Source organism: Lentibacillus populi (genome assembly GCA_014642895.1).
Taxonomy (GTDB): Bacteria; Bacillota; Bacilli; order Bacillales; family Amphibacillaceae; genus Lentibacillus_C; species Lentibacillus_C populi.
In genome coordinates, this window is sequence record BMJD01000028.1 from 1 (window position 1) to 25,824 (window position 25,824).

The following is a 25,824-nucleotide window of genomic DNA, read 5'->3' on the forward strand; positions in this document are numbered from 1 at the left end:
AAAAGCGACTTGTAATTCAATAAAATGAATTTCAAGTCGCTTTTTTTTGATACAGATATTAGTTCCATTGAAAAATCATAAGATTTTCAGTGGCCTCGTTAAAAGCTTTGGGGATTTTTAATCGGTTTTATGACGATGGTCCCGCTTTCCTAATTGTAAAATTATCAGCAAGCAACAACCAATTCTGCGGAAAACGTAACCCAAGCTTCCAGTAACTGATTCCACGCAGTCCTAATTCCTTAATGAGGTCAAATTTAGCTTGGATCGAACGAGCATCTTCAAACCAGACTTCATGACGATTCCCTTGATCATCCGTATAATGATAAAAAGGTGCTTGTGATTCCTGATCGTATTCAATTGCCACATTCTGCTCACGTGCAATTGTTATTGCTTGCTGCGGACTAATCGCCCTGGCTGGTTCACCGCCTTGTTCGAATGGCAATGTCCAATCATAGCCGTATAAATTCTGACCGAGCAAAATTTTATCAGCAGGCATAACACTTAAGGCGAAGTTGACTACGTTACGCACTTGATTGATCGGTGATACTGCCATTGGCGGTCCATAACTGTACCCCCACTCATACGTCATTAACACAACCATATCGGCAATTTCGCCATGTGCTGCGTAATCATGTGCCTCATACACTACTCCTTGCTGTGTTGCGCTTGTCTTTGGTGCTAAGGCCGTTGACAGCAACAACCCGTTAGCATGCAGGCGGTCCCTTGCTTTTCGTAAAAAAGTATTATAGTCTTCCCTGTTCTCCGGGGGCAAAAATTCCAGATCAAAATGGACATCACGGTAACCCCCAGCATTGGCAGTTGCAATAATATTGTCCAATAAATTATTTTGTACGGTTTGGTTGTTCAGGATCGTTCTGCCTAATTCCGTGCTGAACTCACCTCCTTGAAGATTGGATACGACAAGCATTAAGGATGCATTATTGTTTGCAGCTATTTGTCTGAAGTTGTCCAATGGTGGAGGGTTTAGTGTACCATCACTGTTAATCGTATAACTGAATGGCGCAAGATAGGTGAGATATGGGGCAGCGTTTTCTGCAGCATTAATTAATGATTGGGATACGGTTTCACCATAAGGTTCAATATAGGCATTGGATGTGATTTCTCTCTTTGGTTGTTCCGGAATATATAACCGGAACCCAGCTTGTAGTACATTTCCTGCCGGGATATTATTAATCTGTGCCAGTTCCTGATAGGACATCCCAAACCTTTGCGCGATTGCATATAAGGTGTCACCTGGCTGGACAAAATAAAATTGGCCAATAATTGGAATAACCAGTGCCTGCCCAACTACAAGCTCATTTGGTGCATCAAGCTCATTAGCATCAATAAGTGCTGTAGTAGTCGTGCCATATGTATCGGCAATTTGATAAAGCGTATCCCCTGACTTTATGACATAAATTTGCAAGGAAGCTTCCTCCTTTCCGTTTTAACTCTACTTACAAAATATGCGAAGGAAGCTTTCCATATGCTTGCTAAATTGGTTCAGTGTTTGCATCCATCACGGTGCGCATTAAATAGAGGGCATATTCATTGCCTTGTTTTTCATTGGATGCCATACAATTTTCCGGAACGTGCAGGGAGTATTCATACATGTAAGCATCCTTCGCCGAGAATAATATACAAATATCCCCTGCGATTCCTGACATAATCAGGTTTGTCTTTTTTAAATGGGTTAACAATGATTGCAATGGTGTTTGAAAAAAGGCGGAGTGCTTCGGTTTTATAAAAAAGTAATCGTCGGGAGCAGGCTTCATTGCATCAATTACTTCACGGCTAGCGTCATTTCTGCAATACTCTACTACTTTATGAAAATCCGCTTGCCACAAATTGTAATGATCATTAATATAAATAACAGGTAGATTATTTTCTTTGGCAAATGACTTCAGTCTTTTTAGATTTGGCAGAATTTCCTTTGTGTGGTGAAGTAATCGTTCCCCGCCTTCAAATTTAAAGTCATTGATAAGGTCGATAAACAAGACAGCACTGTTTTCCATTGAAATGTTCATAGCAATGCCCCTTTCGTTTCTTGTTTATTTTTTTCCTAATTAAACAGATTTAAAACTTTTTTCCTGCGTGGTGATTTATAATGGATGATGAAAAATACATGCGTGAAGCACTGAACCAGGCATTGCAAGCACAAGAAGCTGGTGAGGTTCCGATTGGTGCGGTGATTGTTTATCATGGGGAGGTTATTGCTACCGGATTTAACGTTCGGGAAACATCCCAATTAACGTTGTCACATGCCGAATTGCTTGCAATTGAACAGGCAAATCAGGAAATTGGCAGCTGGCGGTTGGAAGATTGTACCCTTTATGTAACACTCGAACCGTGTCCAATGTGTGCGGGTGCGATCGTTCAGTCACGGATTGCCCGTGTTGTCTTTGGAGCATCTGATCCAAAAGCGGGCTGTGCTGGGACATTAATGAATTTATTGGATGATAACCGGTTTAATCATCAGGCAGAAGTAACCGCGGGTGTATTGGAACGAGAATGTGGGCAGTTATTGACTGACTTTTTCCGGGGATTACGTAATAAGAAAAAACAAATGTAGAGATGGATAAAGTTTACTGTTCTTGTCCATAGATTTCCATTGCATTTGTCTTAAAAACGCTTTATAATAAAACATGCCGTGCTAAGTGGGGAGGTAGCGGTGCCCTGTACTCGCAATCCGCTATAGCGAGGCCGAATCCCCATCCAAGGTGAGGCGACTTTAAGGTCTGCCTTAAGGGATTGGTGTTGACGTCTCAGGTCCTGCGCAACAGAGACCCATGAACCCTGTCAGGTCCGGAAGGAAGCAGCAGTAAGTGGATTCCTCTGTGTGCCGTGGGGAAGCCTGGACTGAGCCATGAACTTAAGTAACGCTTAGGGACGTTTCATCGACGATGGGTGCACGGTTTACATAATCGAAAAGGCTGTATCAATGGCAGAAATGGCATTGATACAGCCTTTTTATTCATCGGTATCTAGCCTATTTGATGAGTAGTTTTTAGCTATTTTGATCGATGAATTTTATATTGCTTGATCGGGAATCTCACCATTTGATCACCAACTTTATGCATTTTACCGGGAACTTTCAGCAACTGAACGGTAACTATGAAAAAGTCGAGCGCATTTCGATGCAAAACGGATGTTATGGTTCACATCTGCCCCTTAAATCGGGTATAATTAGAATGAATTGACAAAGGGGAACGTTCGTTATGAGCTATCAAGCATTATATCGTGTTTGGCGTCCAAAAACGTTTGCAGATGTTGTTGGACAGGAACACATTACTAGAACCTTACAGAATGCTATTGTGCAGCAAAAATTTTCGCATGCGTATTTATTTTCCGGTCCACGTGGTACAGGGAAAACGAGTGCAGCGAAGATTTTTGCAAAAACGATCAATTGTGAGCATGCACCGATAAAAGAACCATGTAATGAATGTGCATCCTGCCGTGGTATTCAGGATGGTTCAATTTCTGATATTATCGAAATGGATGCTGCATCGAATACGAGCGTAGAAGATATTCGGGAGATACGTGACAAGGTGAAATATGCTTCCAGCTCTGTTCCATATAAAGTGTATATTATTGATGAAGTTCATATGATATCGGTAAATGCATTTAATGCTTTATTAAAAACACTGGAAGAGCCCCCAAAGCATGTTGTATTTATTTTAGCAACGACAGAACCACATAAAATACCATTAACCATCATTTCAAGGTGCCAGCGTTTCGATTTCAAACCGATTTCTAATCAAGCTATTGTGGATCGGATGAAAACAATTATAGAATCTGAAGGAATTTCGGTTTCACAAGAGGCATTAGAAGTGGTAGCACTAGCTGCTGAAGGTGGAATGCGTGATGCATTAAGTATTTTAGATCAGGCCATTTCTTACAGTGACGATCGTGTGGAATTAGCTGATGTGTTAGCGGTGACGGGTGGGGTTTCGCAAAAGCTTTTGACCAATATTGTAAAAGCAATGCATGAAAAAGATGCTCAGCAGTCATTAAAAATATTGGATGAATTAATCCAACGAGGGAAAGATCCGGGACGATTTGTTTTTGATTTGATTTATTTCATGCGTGATTTGCTGCTTTATCAAAGTGCACCTTCATTAGAAGGAATTTTGGAACGTGCGTTGATCGATGATGATTTCAAGCAATTGGCAGATCAAGTGGCTGCTAACTGGATCCAGGAAGCAATCATCCAGTTGAACCAATGTCAACAGGAGATGAAGTGGTCGAACAGCCCGAAAGTGTTTATTGAAATGGCGATATTGACGATTGTAAATAACGATCGTGGATCAAGTCAAGCAGTCATAACGAATGATTCAGAAACGGTTGCCAAGCTTACAAGTCGATTGGAACAATTGGAACAGGAATTGAAGACACTAAGGGAATCACCGGCCCAGGTAGTAAGTCAACCAGCACAATCAGTATCAAGGCGATCCCAGCCGAGACAAACGAAAAACAGCTATAAAATTCCGTATGAAAAAATTCGTTCCGTTTTACAGGAGGCGGAAAAGCCGGCATTGAAACAGGTAAGAACCGAGTGGGCCGCGTTTTTAAACGCTTTAAAGGCGACAAACGCACCGGCACATGCAACCATTCAGGATAGTAAGCCGGCAGCGGCGTCCAGCCAAGCGCTTGTCGTCGCATTCAAATATGAAATACACTGTTCTCTTTTTCTTGAACACCGGGAGACAAGTGAATCTATACTGGAAAAAGCTATCGGAAAACATTTGACAATTATCCCGATTCCGGATAATAATTGGCAAGAGTTACGCCGTGAATATATTCAACAGCAAGAACAGCAAACGAACGACCAGCAATTGGAAGAACAAGCTGATCCATTAATTGAAGAGGCAAGAAAACTGGTTGGCGATGATTTGCTGGAGATAAAAGATTAGCAACATAGGCAGCTGTCCAGGGTATTACTGCCTTATAACCCTGGGAGCTAAACGCTACAACTGTAAATTTAAAGGAGGAATTTTCCATGAAGGGTAATATGGGTAATATGATGAAGCAAATGCAAAAAATGCAAAAGAAAATGATGGCTGCACAGGATGAGCTTTATGAAATGAGCTTTGAGGCCTCAAGCGGTGGTGGAATGGTAACAGTTACAGCGAACGGAAAGAAAGAAATTACCGATGTGCAAATTAAAGAAGAAGTTGTTGACCCAGATGATGTAGAAATGCTGCAGGATCTGATTTTAGCAGCAACTAATGATTGTTTAAAACAAATTGACGAGAAAACCAACGAAACAATGGGGCAATTCACGAAAGGATTAAATATGCCCGGAATGTTCTAGTTCTAGGGGGCAACTAAATGTATTATCCAGAACCGATTTCCAAATTGATTGATAGTTTCACAAAACTGCCAGGGATCGGACCAAAAACAGCAGTCCGTCTGGCTTTTTTTGTGATTAATATGAATGATGATGATGTAATGGATTTTGCTAATTCATTAGTCAATGCAAAACGCGAACTGACACACTGTTCTATTTGCGGTCATATAACCGATCAGGACCCTTGTGCGATTTGTCAAGACGAGTCACGTGATCAGTCGATTATTTGTGTTGTTCAGGATCCGAAAGATGTCATTGCAATGGAAAAGATGAAAGAGTTTCATGGAAAATATCACGTCCTGCATGGTGCTATCTCGCCGATGGATGGCATTGGTCCGGAAGATATTAATATTCCCGATCTGCTTAATCGTTTAAAAGATGAAGAAGTGAAAGAATTAATATTAGCAACAAATCCAAATATCGAGGGTGAGGCAACGGCGATGTATATTTCCCGTCTTGTTAAACCATCGGGTATCAGAACAACGCGGATAGCCCATGGGTTACCTGTCGGCGGTGACTTGGAATATGCTGATGAGGTTACATTATCAAAGGCATTGGAAGGCAGAAGGGATTTGTAGGAGTTTGGTACTGTCATGAGTAAAAAAATAAAGAAAAAAGATATCGATGAACAACTATTGGATTCCATTTTTACCCTGGAGCGAGAATGGAAACAAATTCGCTCTCTTGTTGAGAGGAGTATCGAACCAATGGACACAAGTATCTATCGGGAGAATCTTGCTCAAGCAAAGTATTTATTTTTACTGCGGGAGGCACGTCACCGGAAAATCAGCGCGATTCGCTATAATTAATGCTTGTTTCCAGTTCTTTTTCCTCGTTTTCTTTCATAGATAGTAGAAAGGGACAAGGAGAAGGAGTTGAAGGTTTTGAGCTCAACCGTTGTTATTTCCATTATGGTTGCATTAATTGTATTACTTTTAATTGTTGGGGCACCTGCAAAGCCAATGCGTTTTATCGCCCACAGCACGGTGAAGTTAGGGATTGGCATCTTGTTTTTATTTTTCTTTAACGTGTTTGGCGGGGCAATTGGTCTGCATATACCTATCAATCTATTTACAACTGTCGTATCAGGTTTTTTAGGCTTGTTTGGAGTAGCCTCACTTGCTGCGATCCAATTGTTTATCATTTCATAAAAAGCAAAAAGCCGGGACGTATGGTATATGCCTGGTTTTTTTGGCCTGTTTATGGAAACAAACAGGCTAATAAAACATATAGTTAACTATAAGAAAGTTTTACAGATTACATGTATAGATTTCGTTAGATTAGGAGATACTAAGCTAACGGAGGTGGGGAGATGAAACAAACTATTTCAATGGAACGCTGTGGTATATGTGAGGAAGAGAAAGAAAAAGGAATTCATTTATACAAAATGTTTATCTGTTGTGAATGTGAACGAAACATGATTCACACAGAGCCAAGAGAAGAAAAATATCATTATTATCTACAAAAGTTAAAAAATATGAATCAACCAACACTACACTCATAAGTACAAAAAGCGGAGGCGACCGAGCTTGACGTTGCCCACTTTGCCTTGTACAAAATAGAAGCTTTTGTAGTCTTTGCATTTTTACTTGCAAAGGCTTTTTTTATTGGATTAATATTGGGGGAGGATAAAGAAAGAGGACGTAAAATCATGAAACTAAATCAGCAAGATACACCACTATACGCAAGGTTAATCCAATTTAGCGAACAACACCCTATTTCCTTTCATGTACCAGGGCATAAAAATGGATCTATATTCCTTGATGATGCCAAAAACACATTCAATCATATTCTGCCGATTGATTTGACCGAATTGACTGGTTTGGATGATCTGCATGCGCCTAATGGGGTAATTGCTGAGGCTGAGCAACTTGCCGCAAATTTTTTTGGTGCAAACCAGACCTTTTTCCTTGTCGGTGGGAGTACAGTGGGGAATCTGGCGATGATTCTCGCCGCTTGTTCAGCGGGGGAAAAAATTATTGTGCAGCGTAATAGCCATAAATCAATTATCAATGGGTTAGAGTTGTCTGGTGCAATGCCAGTTTTTATTGCACCATTATATGATGAATCAGTTGGTCGTTTTACACACCCAGACATTGATACACTTAAACAGGCGTTGGAAATACATCCTGATGTTAAGGCAGTTGTCTTAACCTACCCGGACTATTTTGGTAAAACATATCCGCTAAGACAGATGATCGACTTGGTTCATTCCTATAATATCCCCATACTAATTGATGAGGCACATGGGGTACATTTTTCACTTGGTGATCCATTTCCACCGTCTGCTTTAAAGCTTGGTGCCGATATTGTTGTTCAATCAGCACATAAAATGGCACCGGCACTGACCATGGCCTCCTATTTACATATGAAGACGGAACGAATTGCAGCAGATCGGATAGCCCATTATTTACAAATGCTGCAATCAAGCAGCCCTTCCTATCCATTAATGGCGTCATTGGATATAGCACGATCATTTTTAGCATCCATTTCACCAACAGACATAGAAGCTGTGAAAACGAGTGTTATGCAAGTCAGAAAATCTTTTGCTTTAAGTGGGTTTTGGAATCTTTTACCAATTACTGAATTTGATGACCCACTTAAATTAACGTTAAGCGTGAAACCAGGGCTTACTGGATTTGAATTAGCTCACTATTTTGAACAAGGCGGGATCTATCCGGAATTAGCTACACATAATCAGGTGTTATTTATTCATGGACTGCAGCCCTTTGAAAAACTTATGCAGTTGCGGAAAGTAATGAAAAGCGTGATGGATCAATTAAAAATAATCGAAAGTCATGCTACAATAGAGATAACAAAAATGTTTTCCAAAAAAATGGGCACGCTTAGCTTGCCTTACCAGAAAATGAATCAGCATAAAACAGCAACCGTTTCGCTTAAGCAGGCAATCGGCAAGGTAGCGGCGGAAGCGGTAATCCCATATCCGCCTGGAATACCACTAGTCATGAAAGGCGAGCGGATTACAGGAGATCATATCAAGATAATCGAACAATTAATCATCCAAGGTGTTACAATTCAACACCGAGATATAACAAGGGGTATCCGTGTTTTTACCGGACAGATAAAGGAGAAAAATACGTGAACGGACATTTTATAACATTTGAGGGCGTTGAAGGAGCCGGAAAGACGACCATTCTTCATTCTTTAGGAAATAAACTGCAGCAGTTAGGGTTTGCTGTAGTCATCACACGTGAGCCAGGCGGGATCGAAATTGCCGAGAAAATAAGGGGAATCATTCTGGATCCGTTAAACACCGAAATGGATGGTCGGACAGAAGCATTGCTATATGCTGCAGCACGGAGACAGCATTTAGTCGAAAAAGTGTTACCAGCATTAGAAAAAGGGAATATTATATTATGTGACCGGTTTGTTGATAGTAGTCTTGCCTACCAAGGATATGCAAGAGGATTAGGAATCGATGAGGTATGGTCGATCAATCAATTTGCCATTGATCACTGTATGCCGGATCTAACCTTATTTTTTGATATCGAACCAAAAAAGGGATTACAGCGTATTACGGCGAATAAGAATAGAGAAAAGAACCGATTGGATTTAGAAACGATTCATTTTCATGAGCAAGTATATGAGGCGTATAACATATTAAGAACAAGGTTTTCCGATCGTTTTACAACGATCAATGCTGATCAGCCGCTTGAGCAGGTGGAATTAGATGCAAAAGACAAAATTGTTTCTTATTTGAGAGAAAACAATAAGTAAAGGAGGTTTTGAATAATGAAGCTGATTATTGCAGTCACGCAGGATAAGGATTCCAACCGTCTGGTAGATGCACTTGGTGAAGAAAACTTTAAAACGACAAAGCTTGCTACAACTGGCGGATTTCTTAAAGAAGGAAATACAACACTCATGATTGGCTGCGAGGATGAATATGTCGATGAGGCCCTTAAAATTATCCGGGATAATTGCTCACAGCGGGAACAAATGGTAGCACCAATTTCGCCAATGGGCGGTAATGCCGACTCCTACATTCCAAAACCGGTCAAAGTAGAAGTAGGCGGAGCAACCGTATTCATCCTCCCAATCGAATCATTCTTTCAATTTTAACTTCAAAAGCGGAAGCGCCCGTTTAGCGGCGTATGGACTGGACTGAGCCGTAGGAGATAAAGGAAACACGGTGAGCGTAGCGAGGCGATGTTGACTTATCGTACGGAGGTGAGGGAAGTCCACTAGCCGCTGGGCGCTGGAGCTAGACGATCAAAAGCGGAAGCGCCCGATTAGCAGGTTTGATCTACTGCGCTTCCGTACATATGGATTAAAGGGGTCATCCCAATGAAAATTACCCAGGAAATGCGGGGACAAATCGATTCCGCAGCTAAAAATAATCGAAATAATATAGATGGCAGGCAATCATTTGACGGTGTCATGGAGTCGCATACGCAAAAACTGAAGCAACAGGAGCTTCAGCAATTAATGAAGGACATTACGCTGCAAGGAGACAGGCTTGCCCGCTTTCGTTCATTTCGTGACTTGGTGAAATTCAAGCGTATGGTGAAGAGTTTTTTACAGGAAACAGTGTATAGTGGTCTTCATCTGCAGAAATCACACAGCTTTGAAGCAAGTCAAAGTCGAAAACTGACCATCGTCAAAAAGGTAGATGAAAAATTAATTGAATTAACCGAGGAAATGATGAGCCAAGAGAAAAAAACGGTTGATTTATTAGGTATTATTGGAGAAATCAAAGGGTTATTAATTAATTTATATAGATAAAGAAAAAAGTGGAAGTACAATCATATAGTTTTTGTACAGTTTAACTTTGTTAAAATATCTAACATTCCGGAAATTAGAACTGAAGGACGAAAAGCAATGAAAACATGGGAAGAAATAAAGGAAATCCAACCATTGGCAGGTAAAATTATTACGAATAGTATGGAAAAAGGGCGAATTTCACATGCATACTTGATTAGCGGAGAACGAGGAACCGGGAAAGAGAAGATAGCACTTCAGCTTGCTAAAAGTGTGTTTTGTTCCAATAAAGATGGTGTTGAACCATGCCAAACCTGTAATGCGTGTCAGCGAATAGCATCGAAAAATCACCCTGATGTACTTTGGATAGAGCCTGAAGGGCAATCAATTAAGAAGGAACAAATTGATAAACTGCAGAAGGAATTTATGTACTCAGGTTTGGAATCCAATCGGAAGGTCTATATTATCAAAGCAGCTGATACGTTAACATTAAATGCAGCAAACCGTATTTTAAAGTTCCTGGAAGAACCGAATAAAGCAACGACAGCCATTATGCTGGCAGAAAATAGTCAATCTATTATCCCTACCATTCGCTCACGCTGCCAAATACTTGATTTAAAGCCATTGAATCCACAACTTTTCCAGCAACAGTTAATGGAATCAGGAATACCGGAAGCGAACGCCAGACTTTTCAGTGCGCTCACTAATAACTTGACTGAAGCAATACACTGGAATGAAGATGAGTGGTTTGCACAGGCTCGAAAATTAATGGTACAATTAGTAGAAACGTTTGCAGCTAATCCAGACGATGTTTATTTGTTCATCCATAGTAAGTGGCTGCCCCACTTTAATGAGAGAAGTGGGCAGGAGCATGGTATGGATTTATTACTATTAGCCTTTAAAGATATTCTCCTGTCACATATCGGCTATGAGGATGCGACCGTTGTATTTGCTAAATCCAGCAATAAACTGGAAGACCTCGTGATGGCCTTTTCACAGGAGAAGGTTCTGGCAATTTTAAATGCTATTTTAAAGGCGAAACAAAAATTGAAGCAAAATGTTCATCCGACGTTAGTGATGGAACAACTTACACTTCAAATACAGAGGTGATAAATAGTGGTTGAAGTGATTGGTGTCCGTTTCAAGAAAGCGGGTAAAATATATTATTTTGATCCTGGGGAACATGATATTGATATAGATAGCTACGTTATTGTCGAGACAATACGTGGCATTGAGTTTGGCAAGGTTGTGATTGCCAGTAAACAGGTTGATGAGGAAGATGTCGTTCTTCCGTTGAAACAGGTTATGCGGATAGCTGATGAAAAGGATAAAATAACGGTCGTTGAAAATCAGCAACAAGCAGAAACTGCTTTCGAGACGTGCGCCAGGAAGATTACGGAACATAATCTGGATATGAATCTAGTAGAAGTGGAATATACATTTGACCGGAATAAAATTATTTTCTATTTTACAGCAGATGGACGAGTTGATTTTCGTAATTTGGTCAAAGATTTGGCAGCATTGTTTAAAACACGGATTGAACTTAGACAAATTGGTGTACGTGATGAAGCGAAAATGCTTGGCGGGATTGGCCCGTGCGGCAGGATGCTTTGCTGTTCGACATTTTTAGGTGACTTTGAGCCGGTTTCCATTAAAATGGCCAAGGACCAAAACCTTTCGCTTAATCCAGCAAAAATATCCGGATTGTGCGGCAGGCTAATGTGCTGCTTAAAGTACGAAAACGATGATTACGAAACGGCTAAACGCGTACTGCCTGATTTAGGAGAAATGATAAAAACACCGTTCGGGAACGGAAAAGTGGTTGGTCTGAACATCCTTGAGCGTGTCATCCATATTGAGCTTCCAGAGAAAGAGCGTGTTATTGAATATACATTAGATGAACTAATCGAAGAGGGAATCATTTCAGCACAAGCCACGGAATAGTGGGGTGTAAAATGTTGAGCAAAAGGCAAATTTTTGACCAAGTATCCGATATGGAGAAACGTATTGGTGAATTGTATGAACAGCTTGGAGATTTAAAGAATGAGTTGGGCAGTTTGCTTGAAGAGAATCAGCGGCTAACGATGGAAAATCATAATTTGCGTAATCACTTAAATACAAGCAAGCAGGATAAGAGAGAGGTCGGAGACATACAGCAACCAAAGGATATACCGGGCGAGGGATATGATAATCTGGCAAGACTGTACGAGGAAGGGTTTCATATTTGCAATCTGGAATTCGGCAGTCCCAGAAGGAATGAGGATTGTATCTTTTGTCTTGATTTCCTGAGCAAAACGAAATAAAAGTACGAGCTGGCTCTATGTCTTACCAAGACACATGAGGCAGCTTTTCTGTCATAAGGATGGATCCCGAAAATGGTTGAATTACATAATGATGAACGACTTGATTATTTATTAGCTGATGAAACGATAAAAATCATTCAAAGTCCGACGGTTTTTTCGTTTTCGTTGGATGCTGTTTTGCTTGGACACTTTGCCTCTATTCCGTTAAAAAAAGGCAGTATTCTCGATTTGTGTACGGGGAATGGAGTTATTCCGCTGCTTCTATCAAGAAGAACCCGTGCACACATTACAGCAGTTGAAATACAGGAGAGGTTATTCGACATGGCTAGCAGGAATGTACAAATGAATGGACTGCAGGAACAGGTGACAATGATTCATGGTGATTTAAAAGCAATGCAGCCCCAGCTTGGCCAAAGCAATTTTGATGTTGTGACGTGTAATCCTCCATATTTTCGTACCCCGGCCAAAACGGAGTATAACAAAAATGATTATTTAACAATTGCCAGGCATGAAGTGTTCTGTACGTTAGAGGATGTGGTGAAGGCTTGTAAATTGCACGTTCGCCCTGGTGGTAAGGTGGCAATGGTTCACCGCCCGGGACGACTTGTTGATATTATTACCTTGTTTCGCAACTATAAGCTAGAGCCAAAAAGGATGCGGCTTGTTTATCCAAAAATGGGCAGGGATGCTAATATGCTTTTAATTGAGGGAATCCGTGATGGGAGAGCAGATCTGACCATCCTGCCGCCGTTATATATTTATAACCCGGATAATACATACACAAAAGAAGCAGAGGAAATCATTTATGGAGGAATTTGAACATGTTGTCTATATACTAAAATGTAAAGATGGGACGTTATATACAGGCTATACAAATGATTTAAAAAGACGATTACGTTTGCATGAAACTGGTAAAGGGGCAAAATATACAAGAGGACGGGGTCCATTTCAGGTTGAATTCATTGAGCGGTTTCCAACAAAGGAAGAAGCAATGCAAAAGGAATATGCGATTAAGCAGCTTGACCGAAAAGAAAAGGAGCAATTAATACGTCTTAATAAGAAAGATGTGGTATGGGTTGAAAATACAAAAAAGCTTTGATAATCAGGAAGCAGGAACAGTCTATGTTGTCCCAACCCCAATTGGCAATTTAGAGGATATTACGTATCGAGCATTAAACGTGCTGCGTACGGTAAATATCATCGCCGCTGAAGATACGAGAAATACGAAAAAACTACTGAATCATTTTGACATCGCAACACACTTGACGAGTTATCATGAACACAATAAAGAAGCAAAGGAGGGACAATTAATTGCTCGTTTAGAAAATGGTGAATCAATCGCAATCGTAAGTGATGCCGGGATGCCGGGAGTGTCAGATCCGGGATATGAGATTGTTCGCACAGCAATTAATCAGGACTTTCCGGTTGTTGTTTTACCAGGAGCAAATGCAGCGTTATGTGCCTTAGTTGGTTCAGGACTTCCATCAACTGAATTTTTATTTTACGGATTTTTACCAAGAAAAAAGCAGGAAAAGCATAACGAGTTGGAGCGATTGCAGTCACTACAGGCAACATTGTTGTTTTATGAATCGCCTTTTCGGGTCAAGGATACGCTTGCAGCTATCCTAGAAGTACTTGGCAATCGGCAAATCGCCATTGCCAGAGAGTTGACCAAACGATATGAGGAATATACTAGAGGAAATGTTGATGAGATTATCGGCTTGCTTGAGGAAAAGCAGTTAAAAGGGGAGTTTTGCATCGTAGTTGAAGGCAGTACCGATGAAAAGGATACGAGTAAAGAACTATGGTGGGGACACTTATCTGTTATTGAACATGTTAATCATTACATCGATAATGTGGGGATGCATAATAAGGAGGCCATAAAACAGGTTGCCAAAGATCGGCAAATGGCAAAACGAGCTGTTTATCAAATGTATCATGTAAACAATTAAAAAAGAGACTAACGTTAGCGATGTAAAGCGTCAGTCCCTTTTACCACATTAACTTATTTTCATTTTACGTCTCGCTAACCGTTCAAAAACTTTCTACCCTTATTTATTAAATCGTGACTGGATTTCCTCTATTAAATTTTTTGCCCCTTCAGGGCTAAGTATGAGTTTCCCGTTGGCAAATGACATGTTTTCGTCAGAGGTTTCCCCGGTAATTTGGCATGTCATGTTTGGTGTGTATTTTTTCAAAACAATTTTGTCATTATCGACATAAATTTCCAATGCATCTTTTTCATGAATATCAAGTGTACGACGCAATTCAATCGGTATGACAACACGGCCCAGTTCATCAACTTTTCTTACAATTCCTGTAGACTTCATAATTTTTTCTCCCCTCTATAGGTTAAGAATGTTTTTCGTCAAGGTTCGACATGTATCTATGCAATATAGTACCAACGTTTCCCAAAAGTGTCAATAAATTTTTAATTAAAATAAAAATAAATTTGAAAATTGGATTACCTTAAATTAGCTGCTTAGAAATGTAGTATGAATAGCACGAAAATGGAAAACTTGTGTTAAAATCGCTACAATAGAAAGAAGAACTTGTGCAGGAGGTCAAAGTACATGCCGAAAGAAAAAAAGACATTTTATATTACAACACCAATTTATTATCCGAGTGGTAATTTGCATATTGGACATGCCTATTCTACTGTAGCCGGAGATGCGATAGCACGCTATAAGCGATTGCGCGGATACGATGTGATGTATTTAACCGGCACAGATGAACATGGGCAAAAGATCCAGCGAAAAGCAGAGGAGAAGGGAATTTCACCACAGGAATATGTGGACGATATTGTTGGTGGTATTCAGGATCTATGGAAACGGCTTAACATTTCCAATGATGATTTCATTAGAACAACCCAAGACCGCCATAAAAAAGTGGTGGAAAAGATATTTGCCCGGTTATTAGAACAAGGTGACATTTATTTAGACGAGTATGAAGGATGGTATTGTACATCGTGTGAATCATTTTTTACAGAACGTCAACTGGAGGACGGGCATTGTCCTGACTGTGGTGGACCGGTTGAAAAGGTAAAGGAAGAATCGTACTTCTTTAAAATGAGCAAATATGTTGATCGACTTGTACAGTTTTATGATGAGCACCCGGAATTCATTCAGCCGGAAAGTCGTAAAAACGAGATGCTGAATAACTTTATTAAGCCGGGGCTGGAAGATTTGGCAGTATCACGCACAACCTTTGACTGGGGGATTAAGGTACCGGGAGATCCAAAGCATGTTATTTATGTATGGATCGACGCACTCAGTAACTATATCACAGCACTTGGCTATGGAACAGAAGACGATGCCAAATTCCAAAAATACTGGCCGGCCGATGTCCACTTAATGAGCAAGGAAATTGTCCGATTCCATACAATTTACTGGCCAATTATGTTGATGGCATTGGATTTGCCACTCCCTAAAAAAGTATTTGCCCATGGCTGGATTCTTATGAAGGATGGAAAAATGTCCAAATCAAAAGGGAACGTGGTCGACCCTGTCAAGCTTACGGATCGTTATGGGCTGGACGCTCTTCGTTATTATTTGCTGCGTGAGGTTCCGTTTGGTTCAGATGGTGTATTCACGCCGGAGGGATTCGTGGAACGGACGAATTATGATCTGGCGAATGACCTAGGTAACCTGTTAAATCGAACAGTTGCGATGATTGTAAAATATTTCGATGGGGAAATTCCGGCATATACAAAAGCAGAGACAGAGGTAGATCAGAGATTGGAACAGCTTGCTGAGGAAACAATCGGCAAAATAGAAAATGCAATGGAAAATATGCAGTTTTCTGTCGCCCTTTCGTCATTATGGCAATTCATCAGTCGGACAAACAAATATATTGACGAAACAGAGCCATGGATTTTGGCGAGGGATGAAAGTAAAAAGGCACGTCTTGGTAATGTGATGGCTCATTTAGCGGAATCATTGCGGATTGCTGCTGTCATGCTGCGGCCGTTCCTGACCGAAACGCCAACGGAGATGTTTAGACAATTGGGGATTAATGATGATGCTCTAAAGGAATGGGATAGTGTTCATAAACAAGGGCAGATAAGTCCTGGAACAAAGGTAGAAAAAGGGGAGCCAATTTTTCCGCGTCTTGATGTCGATGAAGAAATAAAAACGATCAAAGCAATGATGCAAAAACCTCTCGAAGCGAAAAAGGAAACAAAAGGTAATGCATCAGCAGTGAAAGAGCAAATTGTCTATGAAGCGTTTATGAAGCTTGATATGCGCGTAGCAGAGGTTGTTAAAGCCGAAAAAATGAAAAAGGCGGACAAGCTGTTAAAGCTGCAGCTCGATTTGGGATCGGAAAAACGTCAAGTTATTTCCGGGATTGCCGAACATTATCAGCCTGATGAGCTTATCGGTAAAAAGGTTATTTGTGTAACAAACTTGAAGCCGGTTAAATTACGCGGGGAAATGTCTGAAGGAATGATTCTTTCCGGCGAAGATGCTGGTGGAAAACTGGCATTAGCAACAGTTGAGCAGGCACTGCCGAACGGTTCAGTAGTGAAGTAGTTGAGTGAAAGGCGAATACCGTATATACGGGTTGGCTTTTTCCAAGGTTAAGAAAATATAAGAATTGGCAGGTAGTAAAGATATTGAAATCGGCTACCTCGCCGATTTCTTCCACTCTGACCTCTGACTTCTGCCATTAGAAAGACGCGTCAGTGTTTTTCTTATATAAGAGTGTGTTCGAGGGGATGTTCAAAGTGTTTTCCACTGGTTTTTTGAACATCCTCTAAAAGGAGGGTTACTGTGCTATTTGATACGCACGTACATTTAAATGCAGAGCAGTTTTTTGAAGACCGTAACGAGGTAATTAAGCGGGCATTTGCTACAGGTGTTGAATATATGGTTGTTGTCGGGTTTGACCGGGAAACCATTCCGCTTGCTATTGAGATTGCCGAACAATATGCGTCCATTTATGCTGCAGTAGGTTGGCATCCGGTTGATGCGATTGACATGACAGATGAGGAGCTCAAGTGGATTGAAGAGCTAGCCAAGCATCCAAAAGTAGTGGCAATCGGGGAAATGGGTCTGGACTATCATTGGGATAAGTCACCAAAAGATATTCAGAAGGATGTTTTCCGCAAACAGATCCGGCTTGCCAAAAAAGTAAATATGCCGATAATTATTCACAACAGGGAAGCAACAGAGGATATCTTGGAAGTTTTACAGGAGGAAGATGCCAAACAGGTTGGTGGTATTATGCATTGTTATAATGATTCGGCCGATTATGTACAAGCATGTTTGGACATGAACTTCTATATTTCGCTTGGCGGTCCTGTTACCTTTAAAAATGCCCCATTACCAAAGGAAGTTGCCGTTCAAGTACCTTTAGACCGATTGTTGATTGAAACGGATGCACCGTTTTTAGCACCACATCCAAATCGCGGGAAACGAAATGAACCAGCATATGTAAAATTGGTTGCCGAAAAAATCGCTGAATTAAGAGATATGTCCTTCGAGGAAATCGGTAAAGTCACGACAGAAAATGCCTTTTCTCTTTTTGGAATCACGTAAAAATGTCGTAAATTAGCTGTAATAGTCAACAAAAAATTAGACCGGTTAAAGTAGAGATCAGAGTGTATTCTGGTCTCTTTTTTTCAGTTTTGTAACACGTATAGATACCCTCTGTAACAGCATTTTATGGGTTTAAAAACAGAAAACATATACGATGTATTTGCAGATGTAATCAGATTGTAACCAAACCGTAAACGGAATTGCTTTGATTTCGCATATGACTGTTACTATACCTAAAAAGGAAATAAGGGAGGCAAGAAGCATGAAAGTAATTTCAAAGCTGTTGCCGGCGTTGAAATGGAAGCTGGTTATCTCTGGTATTGGTGTATTAGCACTTGCGGTATTTTCCAGTCTGCTGTTGATAGAAGCGCAGAAAGCTGAAGTGGCCCTTACAGAAGACGGAAAAAAACAAACAGTGAAAACACATGCAAATACTGTAGAAGAACTGCTTAATGAAGAGGGAATTGCTATTGGCGAACATGATGACTTATCTCCCGGTCCTGCTACTGCAATTGAAGATGGCATGATGATTAATGTGAAGCATGCCAAACAGGTTGTAGTAAAAATTGATGGTGCTGAAAAGGAATATTTTACAACGGAGGAAACGATCGGAGAATTCCTAAAGGCCAATGATTTATCTTTTACCAAGCATGATGATACGTCATTTGCCCCGGATGATGCGATCAAGGATGGCCTGGAACTGAAGATTAAAAAGGCGTTTCAAATTGCTGTGAACGATGGCGGCGACAAGCAGCAATACTGGACAACAGGTGGCACAATTGAGGAATTTTTAGCGGCAAAAGATATTACATATGAAGCAGACAGTGATGATAAAATCGAACCAGCTCTAGATGAACAGGTAACAAGAGATACGGCCATTACGATTACTCGTATCGAAAAATTGCCAAATATCGTATTGGAAGAACCAGTTCCAATTGAAACAGAAACAAAAAAGGATGATACCCTTGAAAAGGGCGAGGAAAAGGTAATTAAAGAAGGTAAACAGGGAAAACTGGAAAAAACCTATGAAGCGTATAAGAAGAATGGTGAAGAAAAAAGAGGAGATTTAATCAATACGGAAATCACAGTAGAAAGCGTAAACCGCATCGTTGCAATCGGGGCGAAGGAGCCTGAGTCGGAAACCGCATCAGAACCCAACGTTGTTAAACCAGTTTCCAGCAATAATGATTCCAATGCTGAAGTGCTGTATATGACTGCGACGGCATTTACAGCTGATTGCAGCGGGTGTTCCGGTCATACTGCAACAGGTATTGATTTAAAAGCAAATCCGAATGCTAAAGTAATAGCTGTTGATCCAAATGTTATCCCATTAGGTTCGAAAGTATGGGTTGAAGGATACGGTAATGCCATTGCAGCGGATACAGGAGGTTTTAGTGGGAATCATATCGATTTACACGTACCGACGAAAGCGGACGCCTACAGCTTTGGGAGAAAGAAAGTAAAAGTGAAATTAATTAACTAAATTTAAATATACAGTCACTTTTGCTGCTTATAACATTCGGCTCTTATTGATAAAATATATATAGCCTTTTCATAATAAGTGAAAACATTGCTCTTGCCATGCTATTATGGTAGGAGCATTGTTTTCTTACATTCGGGAAGTAAACAGGATGGAATGAGGTATAGATTTTGAAGATTAAGGAAGTTATCGTTGTCGAAGGACGCGACGATACAGCGAAAATCTGCCAAGCGGTTGATGCAGATACAATTGAGACGAATGGATCCGCTATTAATCATAGGAAACTTGCGCAGATCCGGCATGCACAAACGAAACGTGGTGTCATTATTTTTACGGATCCGGATTACCCTGGAGAGCGAATTCGCCATATTATTGATCAGGCAGTACCAGGCTGCAAACATGCTTTTTTAACACAGGATGATGCAAGGGCGAAGCATCCGCTTCGCAAAAGCTTAGGAATAGAACATGCCTCGGTTACCGCAATCAGACAGGCGTTAGCGGATGTATATGAATTGTCCGAAACAAAGCGTAGTGATATTACGAAGCATGACCTCATCCATTATGGCCTGGTCGGCGGGTCAAAGGCTAGTTCAAGAAGGGATAGACTTGGTCAACTATTGCAAATTGGACATACTAATGGGAAGCAGCTATTGAAGCGATTAAGCATGTTTGAAATTACCCGCTCCCAATTTGAACAAACGATAAAGCGTATACTGCAGGAGGAAACTAATGGCGAGTAAAAAGTATATTGCTACCCCAACCCGTACAAATGAAATTCTGAACAAGTATCAATTTTTCTTTAAAAAAAGCCTTGGTCAAAACTTTTTAGTCGATGTCAATATCCTTGGGAATATTATCAGGGAAGCAGGAATTGATAAGCAAGCAGGGGTAATAGAAATCGGTCCGGGGATCGGCGCTTTGACCGAACAATTAGCGATTCATGCCAATAATGTTATAGCATTTGAAATTGATCAGCGTCTTTTGCCAATATTGGAGGATACGCTGGATGGTTACGATAATATTAACTTGATCCATCAGGATATCTTAGAAGCGGATGTTCATGCAGCAATAAAGGCAAACTTTCAACCTGAACAGGCTATCCATATTGTAGCTAATTTACCATATTACATTACAACACCAATTTTGATGAAACTTTTAAGGGAGAAGCTGCCAATCGTCAGTATAACTGTCATGATTCAGCAGGAGGTTGCGGCCCGGATGGCGGCTGAACCCAATTCAAAAAGCTATGGGTCATTATCCATTGCTGTACAATATTATACAAATGCCAAGGTTGTGATGCATGTTCCAAAAGGCGTTTTTATGCCAAAACCAAATGTTGATTCAAGTGTATTAAAGCTTACCATAAAGGATACGCCGCCTGTCGATGTACTAGACGAGGAATATTTTTTTACGCTTGTTCGAGCTGCATTTGCCCAGCGAAGAAAAACATTAAAAAATAATTTAACCAATTATTTTAAAGGGACATTTGTAAAGGAAGATATTAACATGATATTGGATTCAATTGGAGTCGATGGAGCCAGGCGCGGAGAATCACTCACGATGACTGAGTTCGCAAAACTTGCAAATGCCTTTTTTTTAAGACAAGAAAATATATAAATTTGGCTCTATTTTGCTTGGCACTTACGCCTTTGTTAAGTTAGCTGAATAATAATGTTAGCTATTGTCTTTTGAGTGACAATAGCTTTTTTAATCCGTTCCGAAAATAGAAATCAGGGTATCCTCTAATAACGATGGCCACTAGAGAAAATGCAGTAGATTTCTTCGCACGCAAATTTATTTTCCAACATAGGCTATGTCAGGGATGCTTTCATTTGAAGGCTTGTGAGGTGGCTTTATGAATTTTTTAACTGGAGATCTGGTTACACGCAAATCGTATCATCATGATTTATTGTTTCGGGTTTCGTCACAGGCAAATGATCTTGTGATCCTGCATGGTGAAGATATTCGTCTGGAGGCAGATGCGCCGGCACATGATCTTGTACATGTACAGGATCGCGAATTGGAAAAAAGACGCAAAAAAGGAAAAGAACAAGAGGAGTCTTCCTATCGCTTGTTTCGACAGGATTATCAATTAATGAAAGAAAAACGTGATTATCAATCAACTGGTGGATTTACCTACCCAACAAAGTATTTTCAGCTGCCAGCCAGCGTGCTGCATTTGGATGGGGACAGAATTTATTTAAAGAAATGTATTGAATTATACCAACGTATGGGATTACAGGTTCATGGTATGCATTTGAACGAAAAAGAAATGCCCTTTGAGATTGGAGCACTTGTTGAAAAAATTCGGCCAGATATTATTGTGATAACTGGTCATGATTCATTTTCGAAAAATAAAGGATTGAAGAATGACCTCCGAGCCTACCGTCATTCAAAGTATTTTGCCGAGACGGTTCGAGAGGCAAGGCAAATTATCCCTCAATTGGATCAGCTTGTTATTTTTGCGGGGGCATGCCAGTCCCATTTTGAATCACTTATCCGGGCCGGGGCAAACTTTGCCAGCTCTCCATCCAGAATTAACATACATGCGCTTGACCCGGTCTATATAGCGGCGAAAATCGCCTATACCCCGTTTATGGAAAAGGTTGGTGTCTGGGATGCATTACGGAATACCTTAACAGGTGAAAAAGGAATGGGCGGTATTGAAACAAGAGGCTTGCTTCGGACCGGGATGCCATATCTTGAGGAAGACCAGGAACCGATGGAAAACTGAAAAATAAAAGCAAAGCTGGTCCTGATAAATTACGGCTGGTGTTTTTCAGCATCAGCCAAGATTAATTTTAAATTGTCATACATATTTTTTTAACATTTACGAAATAATAATGCAGATATTTGATTTTCGCTGTTGACATGAAAAAAGGTATACTGTTATAATAAAAAGTTTCATTTGACTATTATACAAGCATGTGGTATCATATATTTAGTGAGGTGGAGTATAGTGGCAAAAACATTAATCGAAATTAAGCAAGGTCTTGAGTGTCAAAAAGGCAAAAGGTTAAGGCTAAGAGCCAATGGAGGGAGAAGGAAAACAATTGAACGGTGCGGTGTGCTGGCAGAAACGTATCCTTCTGTTTTCATTGTTGAACTTGATCAAGACGAGAACGCATTCGAACGTGTTTCATACAGCTATGCAGACGTTTTAACAGAGACAGTAGAACTAAGTTTTCAGGATGACAGAAAAGCGATGGTAATGGAGCAGTAGACATCATGTTTACTGCTTTTTGCATATTATGAAGACGTAAAGGATTAATTATTTCCTCTTTTACATACAAATAACGGGTGTATGTTTTGCTTGTCGGTGAAAGCTATAAATGTCGTAAGAAAAAAGCTCACATTAGAAAGGGGAGTTCTTTCATGGGCAGACGTGGAATTATGTCAGACCAATTGAAGGAAGAAATTGCCAAAGAGTTAGGTTTTTACGACACAGTAAAAGAAGAAGGCTGGGGCGGCATCAAAGCTCGAGATGCTGGTAACATGGTGAAACGGGCGATTGAAATAGCTGAGCAGAACATGCAACAAGGAGGCAGACCCTAATTGGGGGTTTGCCTTTTTCAATAATCACTACTCCGGGATAGATGCACTTACTTGGAGTGTGAAAACATCTCGAACCCCGAAACCATTATCGTCGAACACCCCCAAAGCAGTCGCCTCCACATTTCATTTTATGATACAATTTGGTATAGTTTTATAAAGTGGGTGACGGAGATGGTTCTTTTTGAGAGGGCGCCGGCTAAAATTAATTTATCATTAAATGTGCTGGGGAAGCGTGATGATGGCTTTCATGAGGTGGAGATGATCATGACAGCCATCGACTTAATGGATCGCATCGCACTATATCCTTTAGCCGAAAATCGTATAGAGGTGTCAGCGGATAATCAATATGTACCGAATGATGAGCGGAATTTGGCGTATAAAGCCGCGTTAGCTTTTAAAGATAAATACCATATTAATAAAGGTGTACGGATTGAAATAGAAAAAAATATCCCCGTTTCTGCAGGACTTGGTGGTGGAAGTAGCGATGCAGCGGCTGTGTTGCGTGGACTTGATCGGATGTGGTCAGTTAATGCTTCACCGCAGGAGCTGGCAGCTTTAGGAGAAAGTATTGGGTCCGATGTTCCTTTTTGTGTATACAGTACGACTGCGCTGGCAACTGGACACGGTGAAAAAATTAGGGAACTGCCTCCTCCTCCATCTTGCTACGTGATTTTAGCAAAACCAAACATAGGTGTATCAACAAGAGGTGTTTTTCAAAAAGTAAGCATTAAAGAACTTAGTCATCCGAATACAAATGAAATTATCAAGGCGATCGAAGCAAATGATTTTATTAAGCTATGTAAAAATATCGGAAATGCACTGGAGAATATCACTTTTTGTTTACACCCTAATGTGAAGCGCATCAAGGAAAAAATGGTACAAGCAGGGGCGAACGGTGTGGTAATGAGCGGGAGCGGCCCCACAATTGTTGGGCTTGTTGAACATTATAGCAAGGCGAAACGAATTTATAACGGGTTAAGAGGATTTTGCGAAGAAGTCTATATTGTCCGCTTACTTGACCACCGCTAATCTTGATAAAACACGTATAAAAGTGGTATATTTTAAAGTAAATATTCGGTTTTAGAGGTGTAGTGTTATGAAAAGAAGTGATCGGTTAGTCTCGTTAACAAATTATTTTTTGGAAAATCCTAAAAAACATACGTCGCTGCCCTATTTTGCTGATATTTATGATGCAGCAAAATCTTCCATCAGCGAAGATTTGGTTATCATTGACAGGGTATTGAAGCAGGAAGGCCTTGGACACTTGCAATCGGTTGCTGGTGCGGCAGGTGGTGTACGATATATACCGGATTATGCCAAAGAAAAAAGCGGGCAGTTTATTGCCGAGCTTATGAATACGTTGGCGGATCCAAATCGGATTCTTCCTGGCGGCTATCTCTATATGAGCGATATCTTAGGGGATCCAAAGATGGTTAAACAAATAGGCCGTGTGTTGGCAGCGACGTTTTCCCCACTGGAAATAGACGTAGTAATGACAGTGGCAACAAAAGGGATTCCACTGGCATATGCCGTTGCCTCCGTTTTAAATGTTCCGGTTGTGATTGTACGGAGAGATCCGAAAATAACAGAAGGATCATCCGTTAGTATTAACTATGTTTCCGGATCGTCACGAAAGGTTCAGACAATGGTGCTTCCTAAGCGAAGTTTGCAGGAAGGTGCAAATGTTTGTATTGTTGATGATTTTATGAAAGCCGGTGGTACGATCACAGGGATGACAAGTCTGCTTGAAGAATTTAATGCGAATGTTAAAGCAATTGGCGTTCTGGCAGAAGCAGATGATGAAGAGGAAGATCGTGTAGTGGAAAGTTATACATCATTAATCAAAATAAAAAATGTAGATATAAAACAGAAACAAATTCAAGTCTTGCCAGGTAATATTATCGATCAGGAAAATAAACCGGCAAATGAAAATAGGGCAGCTGACAAAAACTAATTTGTCAGCTGGGACTATTATCCAAATAGATGTTTCATCCAACTTTTTATGTATTAATTATTTAAACTTTTTTTAATATTAAGCAGGAATTATTAACTTTTTGTTGAATATTGGTAATAAGTTTAAAAAGAGTATGTTCAAAAAGGAAGATAAAGTGACTGAGGTTGGCTACTTCGCGACGTCTTGTTGCAAGACCAACACTGGTAGTCCTGCGCATCAAAGTTCGTGGTGGTGTAGGAAACAAGTTAATCAAAAACATTGATGGTCATTTTCATCGGACTTTTGGTACATCCTCTAAAAGGGAAAAGGTGGTGAAACATCATGGAAGTTACCGACGTTAGATTACGCCGCGTTGCTACAGAGGGGAGAATGCGTGCGATTGCTTCGATTACGTTAGATCAGGAGTTTGTCGTCCATGATATCCGTGTTATTGATGGAAATAATGGATTGTTTGTGGCTATGCCATCGAAGCGCACACCAGACGGGGAATTCAGGGACATTGCGCATCCAATTAATTCCAGTACCCGTGCGAAAATTCAGGATGCCGTTTTAGAGCAATATCGCCAAGCCGGTGAAGAAATGGAATATGAGGAAGCAGGCGCTTCGTAAAAGTGCAGGACAACAAGAGATCTAATCTGCGATGGATTAGTCTCTTTTTTTGGCAGGTGAGAAAGTATAAACTTTCTTATCCTGCATAAGTGCAACTAAGGCATTCGCCCAAAGGCTTGGCGAATGCCAAGTTTTCTAATAAAGCCATATTAACATAAATTGGAATATTTACAGAAAATCCAATGAAATCGGCTGCTCCGTAATTTTGGCCAATCCGGCTACCGGAAACGAAACCTTCTACGGCCTCTATGTGTTGAAATAATCTACTTTTTGAGATATATTCATAATGGATAATAGAATGGAGGTTTCCT

At 40.4% G+C, this 25,824-nt stretch carries 31 protein-coding genes and 1 other RNA gene; 29 read left to right on the top strand and 3 right to left on the bottom strand.

All coding sequences use genetic code 11. The features are described 5' to 3' along the window. Positions 1-127 precede the first annotated feature (127 nt). Both IEX12_RS15230 and IEX12_RS15235 read right to left on the bottom strand, forming a co-directional pair. Entirely contained in the window at positions 128-1,426 is a 1,299-nt protein-coding gene (locus IEX12_RS15230) for a glycoside hydrolase family 18 protein (RefSeq protein WP_088051737.1), read from the bottom strand. Positions 1,427-1,493: 67 nt separating this feature from the next. After that, positions 1,494-2,027 carry a cysteine hydrolase family protein gene (locus IEX12_RS15235; RefSeq protein ID WP_088051738.1) on the bottom strand — a complete coding sequence of 178 codons (534 nt, stop codon included), beginning with the start codon at positions 2,025-2,027 and terminating at the stop codon, positions 1,494-1,496. An 80-nt stretch (positions 2,028-2,107) separates the two neighbouring features. On the opposite strand from IEX12_RS15235, the gene tadA reads away from it, so the two are divergent. The 18 genes from tadA (at position 2,108) to rsmI (ending at position 14,327) form a co-directional block, all read left to right on the top strand. Further along, positions 2,108-2,572: a tRNA adenosine(34) deaminase TadA gene (gene tadA / locus IEX12_RS15240; RefSeq protein ID WP_088051739.1), complete on the top strand. Its 465-nt coding sequence runs from the start codon at positions 2,108-2,110 to the stop codon at positions 2,570-2,572. Between the two features lie 76 nt (positions 2,573-2,648). After that, positions 2,649-2,915, top strand: an RNA gene (ffs, locus tag IEX12_RS15245) — signal recognition particle sRNA large type. A gap of 303 nt (positions 2,916-3,218) precedes the next feature. Further along, entirely contained in the window at positions 3,219-4,913 is a 1,695-nt protein-coding gene (gene dnaX, locus IEX12_RS15250; protein WP_088051740.1) for a DNA polymerase III subunit gamma/tau, read from the top strand. An 86-nt stretch (positions 4,914-4,999) separates the two neighbouring features. After that, the gene (locus IEX12_RS15255; protein WP_088051741.1) at positions 5,000-5,314 is read left to right on the top strand and encodes a YbaB/EbfC family nucleoid-associated protein; all 315 of its coding nucleotides are present in this window, start codon (positions 5,000-5,002) and stop codon (positions 5,312-5,314) included. A gap of 17 nt (positions 5,315-5,331) precedes the next feature. Continuing rightward, entirely contained in the window at positions 5,332-5,928 is a 597-nt protein-coding gene (gene recR / locus IEX12_RS15260) for a recombination mediator RecR (protein ID WP_088051742.1), read from the top strand. Positions 5,929-5,943: 15 nt separating this feature from the next. After that, the gene (locus tag IEX12_RS15265; protein ID WP_088051743.1) at positions 5,944-6,159 is read left to right on the top strand and encodes a YaaL family protein; all 216 of its coding nucleotides are present in this window, start codon (positions 5,944-5,946) and stop codon (positions 6,157-6,159) included. A gap of 75 nt (positions 6,160-6,234) precedes the next feature. Beyond that, on the top strand, positions 6,235-6,501 hold the full coding sequence (locus tag IEX12_RS15270) for a pro-sigmaK processing inhibitor BofA family protein (protein ID WP_088051744.1): 267 nt from the start codon (positions 6,235-6,237) through the stop codon (positions 6,499-6,501). Positions 6,502-6,662: 161 nt separating this feature from the next. Next, the gene (locus IEX12_RS15275) at positions 6,663-6,854 is read left to right on the top strand and encodes a sigma factor G inhibitor Gin (protein ID WP_088051745.1); all 192 of its coding nucleotides are present in this window, start codon (positions 6,663-6,665) and stop codon (positions 6,852-6,854) included. Positions 6,855-7,001: 147 nt separating this feature from the next. After that, positions 7,002-8,453, top strand: a complete 1,452-nt coding sequence (locus IEX12_RS15280; RefSeq protein WP_088053472.1) for an aminotransferase class I/II-fold pyridoxal phosphate-dependent enzyme — start codon at positions 7,002-7,004, stop codon at positions 8,451-8,453. Further along, positions 8,450-9,088: a dTMP kinase gene (tmk, locus tag IEX12_RS15285; protein ID WP_088051746.1), complete on the top strand. Its 639-nt coding sequence runs from the start codon at positions 8,450-8,452 to the stop codon at positions 9,086-9,088. The genes IEX12_RS15280 and tmk overlap by 4 nt, the downstream gene beginning before the upstream one ends. Positions 9,089-9,103: 15 nt before the next feature. Then, entirely contained in the window at positions 9,104-9,433 is a 330-nt protein-coding gene (gene darA, locus IEX12_RS15290; RefSeq protein WP_088051747.1) for a cyclic di-AMP receptor DarA, read from the top strand. Between the two features lie 225 nt (positions 9,434-9,658). Further along, positions 9,659-10,096 (top strand): YaaR family protein, encoded by a 438-nt coding sequence (locus IEX12_RS15295; RefSeq protein WP_088051748.1) that lies wholly within the window; start codon positions 9,659-9,661, stop codon positions 10,094-10,096. A gap of 96 nt (positions 10,097-10,192) precedes the next feature. Then, complete coding sequence (gene holB, locus IEX12_RS15300) at positions 10,193-11,182, top strand: DNA polymerase III subunit delta' (protein WP_088051749.1); 990 nt, start codon at positions 10,193-10,195, stop codon at positions 11,180-11,182. 6 nt (positions 11,183-11,188) lie between these two features. Then, positions 11,189-12,016 carry a PSP1 domain-containing protein gene (locus IEX12_RS15305; RefSeq protein ID WP_088051750.1) on the top strand — a complete coding sequence of 276 codons (828 nt, stop codon included), beginning with the start codon at positions 11,189-11,191 and terminating at the stop codon, positions 12,014-12,016. Between the two features lie 14 nt (positions 12,017-12,030). Beyond that, positions 12,031-12,375, top strand: a complete 345-nt coding sequence (gene yabA / locus IEX12_RS15310; protein WP_102416470.1) for a DNA replication initiation control protein YabA — start codon at positions 12,031-12,033, stop codon at positions 12,373-12,375. 72 nt (positions 12,376-12,447) lie between these two features. After that, positions 12,448-13,194 (top strand): tRNA1(Val) (adenine(37)-N6)-methyltransferase, encoded by a 747-nt coding sequence (locus tag IEX12_RS15315; protein WP_102416392.1) that lies wholly within the window; start codon positions 12,448-12,450, stop codon positions 13,192-13,194. Then, on the top strand, positions 13,181-13,474 hold the full coding sequence (locus IEX12_RS15320) for a GIY-YIG nuclease family protein (protein ID WP_088051752.1): 294 nt from the start codon (positions 13,181-13,183) through the stop codon (positions 13,472-13,474). The genes IEX12_RS15315 and IEX12_RS15320 overlap by 14 nt, the downstream gene beginning before the upstream one ends. Beyond that, the gene (gene rsmI, locus IEX12_RS15325) at positions 13,440-14,327 is read left to right on the top strand and encodes a 16S rRNA (cytidine(1402)-2'-O)-methyltransferase (protein ID WP_102416391.1); all 888 of its coding nucleotides are present in this window, start codon (positions 13,440-13,442) and stop codon (positions 14,325-14,327) included. The genes IEX12_RS15320 and rsmI overlap by 35 nt, the downstream gene beginning before the upstream one ends. A 99-nt stretch (positions 14,328-14,426) precedes the next feature. Here the strand turns inward: rsmI and abrB are convergent, their stop codons facing one another. After that, positions 14,427-14,705 (bottom strand): transition state genes transcriptional regulator AbrB, encoded by a 279-nt coding sequence (abrB, locus tag IEX12_RS15330; RefSeq protein ID WP_088051754.1) that lies wholly within the window; start codon positions 14,703-14,705, stop codon positions 14,427-14,429. A 243-nt stretch (positions 14,706-14,948) separates the two neighbouring features. Between abrB and metG the strand changes: the two genes are divergently transcribed. From metG to spoVG, 11 genes are all read left to right on the top strand, one after another. Beyond that, positions 14,949-16,907 carry a methionine--tRNA ligase gene (gene metG, locus IEX12_RS15335; RefSeq protein WP_188725456.1) on the top strand — a complete coding sequence of 653 codons (1,959 nt, stop codon included), beginning with the start codon at positions 14,949-14,951 and terminating at the stop codon, positions 16,905-16,907. Positions 16,908-17,147: 240 nt separating this feature from the next. Continuing rightward, positions 17,148-17,915, top strand: coding sequence for a TatD family hydrolase (locus tag IEX12_RS15340; RefSeq protein ID WP_102416389.1), 768 nt, complete (start codon positions 17,148-17,150; stop codon positions 17,913-17,915). Positions 17,916-18,177: 262 nt separating this feature from the next. Then, positions 18,178-19,398, top strand: a complete 1,221-nt coding sequence (locus IEX12_RS15345; protein ID WP_188725457.1) for a resuscitation-promoting factor — start codon at positions 18,178-18,180, stop codon at positions 19,396-19,398. Between the two features lie 167 nt (positions 19,399-19,565). Then, entirely contained in the window at positions 19,566-20,135 is a 570-nt protein-coding gene (rnmV, locus tag IEX12_RS15350) for a ribonuclease M5 (protein ID WP_188725458.1), read from the top strand. Next, positions 20,125-21,012 carry a 16S rRNA (adenine(1518)-N(6)/adenine(1519)-N(6))-dimethyltransferase RsmA gene (rsmA, locus tag IEX12_RS15355; protein ID WP_188725459.1) on the top strand — a complete coding sequence of 296 codons (888 nt, stop codon included), beginning with the start codon at positions 20,125-20,127 and terminating at the stop codon, positions 21,010-21,012. Before rnmV ends, rsmA begins: the two co-directional genes overlap by 11 nt. A 238-nt stretch (positions 21,013-21,250) precedes the next feature. Further along, complete coding sequence (gene yabG, locus IEX12_RS15360; RefSeq protein ID WP_088051760.1) at positions 21,251-22,129, top strand: sporulation peptidase YabG; 879 nt, start codon at positions 21,251-21,253, stop codon at positions 22,127-22,129. A 225-nt stretch (positions 22,130-22,354) separates the two neighbouring features. After that, on the top strand, positions 22,355-22,618 hold the full coding sequence (gene veg, locus IEX12_RS15365) for a biofilm formation stimulator Veg (protein ID WP_088051761.1): 264 nt from the start codon (positions 22,355-22,357) through the stop codon (positions 22,616-22,618). Between the two features lie 152 nt (positions 22,619-22,770). Further along, the gene (locus IEX12_RS15370; RefSeq protein WP_088051762.1) at positions 22,771-22,950 is read left to right on the top strand and encodes a small, acid-soluble spore protein, alpha/beta type; all 180 of its coding nucleotides are present in this window, start codon (positions 22,771-22,773) and stop codon (positions 22,948-22,950) included. A gap of 171 nt (positions 22,951-23,121) precedes the next feature. Beyond that, positions 23,122-23,979 carry a 4-(cytidine 5'-diphospho)-2-C-methyl-D-erythritol kinase gene (ispE, locus tag IEX12_RS15375; RefSeq protein ID WP_088051763.1) on the top strand — a complete coding sequence of 286 codons (858 nt, stop codon included), beginning with the start codon at positions 23,122-23,124 and terminating at the stop codon, positions 23,977-23,979. A gap of 67 nt (positions 23,980-24,046) precedes the next feature. Continuing rightward, positions 24,047-24,904, top strand: coding sequence for a pur operon repressor (gene purR / locus IEX12_RS15380; RefSeq protein ID WP_102414303.1), 858 nt, complete (start codon positions 24,047-24,049; stop codon positions 24,902-24,904). Between the two features lie 321 nt (positions 24,905-25,225). Beyond that, positions 25,226-25,513 carry a septation regulator SpoVG gene (gene spoVG, locus IEX12_RS15385; protein ID WP_088051765.1) on the top strand — a complete coding sequence of 96 codons (288 nt, stop codon included), beginning with the start codon at positions 25,226-25,228 and terminating at the stop codon, positions 25,511-25,513. Positions 25,514-25,824 lie beyond the last annotated feature (311 nt).

Bases quoted from the DNA above. Each gene is read 5' to 3' on its own strand.
- IEX12_RS15345 (WP_188725457.1), top strand. From the start codon at position 18,178: ATGAAAGTAATTTCAAAGCTGTTGCCGGCGTTGAAATGGAAGCTGGTT.
- spoVG (WP_088051765.1), top strand. From the start codon at position 25,226: ATGGAAGTTACCGACGTTAGATTACGCCGCGTTGCTACAGAGGGGAGA.
- IEX12_RS15275 (WP_088051745.1), top strand. From the start codon at position 6,663: ATGAAACAAACTATTTCAATGGAACGCTGTGGTATATGTGAGGAAGAG.
- rsmI (WP_102416391.1), top strand. From the start codon at position 13,440: ATGTGGTATGGGTTGAAAATACAAAAAAGCTTTGATAATCAGGAAGCA.
- IEX12_RS15320 (WP_088051752.1), top strand. From the start codon at position 13,181: ATGGAGGAATTTGAACATGTTGTCTATATACTAAAATGTAAAGATGGG.
- darA (WP_088051747.1), top strand. From the start codon at position 9,104: ATGAAGCTGATTATTGCAGTCACGCAGGATAAGGATTCCAACCGTCTG.
- yabG (WP_088051760.1), top strand. From the start codon at position 21,251: ATGAATTTTTTAACTGGAGATCTGGTTACACGCAAATCGTATCATCAT.
- IEX12_RS15295 (WP_088051748.1), top strand. From the start codon at position 9,659: ATGAAAATTACCCAGGAAATGCGGGGACAAATCGATTCCGCAGCTAAA.
- holB (WP_088051749.1), top strand. From the start codon at position 10,193: ATGAAAACATGGGAAGAAATAAAGGAAATCCAACCATTGGCAGGTAAA.
- IEX12_RS15370 (WP_088051762.1), top strand. From the start codon at position 22,771: ATGGGCAGACGTGGAATTATGTCAGACCAATTGAAGGAAGAAATTGCC.
- IEX12_RS15315 (WP_102416392.1), top strand. From the start codon at position 12,448: ATGGTTGAATTACATAATGATGAACGACTTGATTATTTATTAGCTGAT.
- ispE (WP_088051763.1), top strand. From the start codon at position 23,122: ATGGTTCTTTTTGAGAGGGCGCCGGCTAAAATTAATTTATCATTAAAT.
- dnaX (WP_088051740.1), top strand. From the start codon at position 3,219: ATGAGCTATCAAGCATTATATCGTGTTTGGCGTCCAAAAACGTTTGCA.
- purR (WP_102414303.1), top strand. From the start codon at position 24,047: ATGAAAAGAAGTGATCGGTTAGTCTCGTTAACAAATTATTTTTTGGAA.
- IEX12_RS15235 (WP_088051738.1), bottom strand. From the start codon at position 2,027: ATGAACATTTCAATGGAAAACAGTGCTGTCTTGTTTATCGACCTTATC.
- rsmA (WP_188725459.1), top strand. From the start codon at position 20,125: ATGGCGAGTAAAAAGTATATTGCTACCCCAACCCGTACAAATGAAATT.
- IEX12_RS15265 (WP_088051743.1), top strand. From the start codon at position 5,944: ATGAGTAAAAAAATAAAGAAAAAAGATATCGATGAACAACTATTGGAT.
- IEX12_RS15255 (WP_088051741.1), top strand. From the start codon at position 5,000: ATGAAGGGTAATATGGGTAATATGATGAAGCAAATGCAAAAAATGCAA.
- tadA (WP_088051739.1), top strand. From the start codon at position 2,108: ATGGATGATGAAAAATACATGCGTGAAGCACTGAACCAGGCATTGCAA.
- abrB (WP_088051754.1), bottom strand. From the start codon at position 14,705: ATGAAGTCTACAGGAATTGTAAGAAAAGTTGATGAACTGGGCCGTGTT.
- recR (WP_088051742.1), top strand. From the start codon at position 5,332: ATGTATTATCCAGAACCGATTTCCAAATTGATTGATAGTTTCACAAAA.
- metG (WP_188725456.1), top strand. From the start codon at position 14,949: ATGCCGAAAGAAAAAAAGACATTTTATATTACAACACCAATTTATTAT.
- IEX12_RS15280 (WP_088053472.1), top strand. From the start codon at position 7,002: ATGAAACTAAATCAGCAAGATACACCACTATACGCAAGGTTAATCCAA.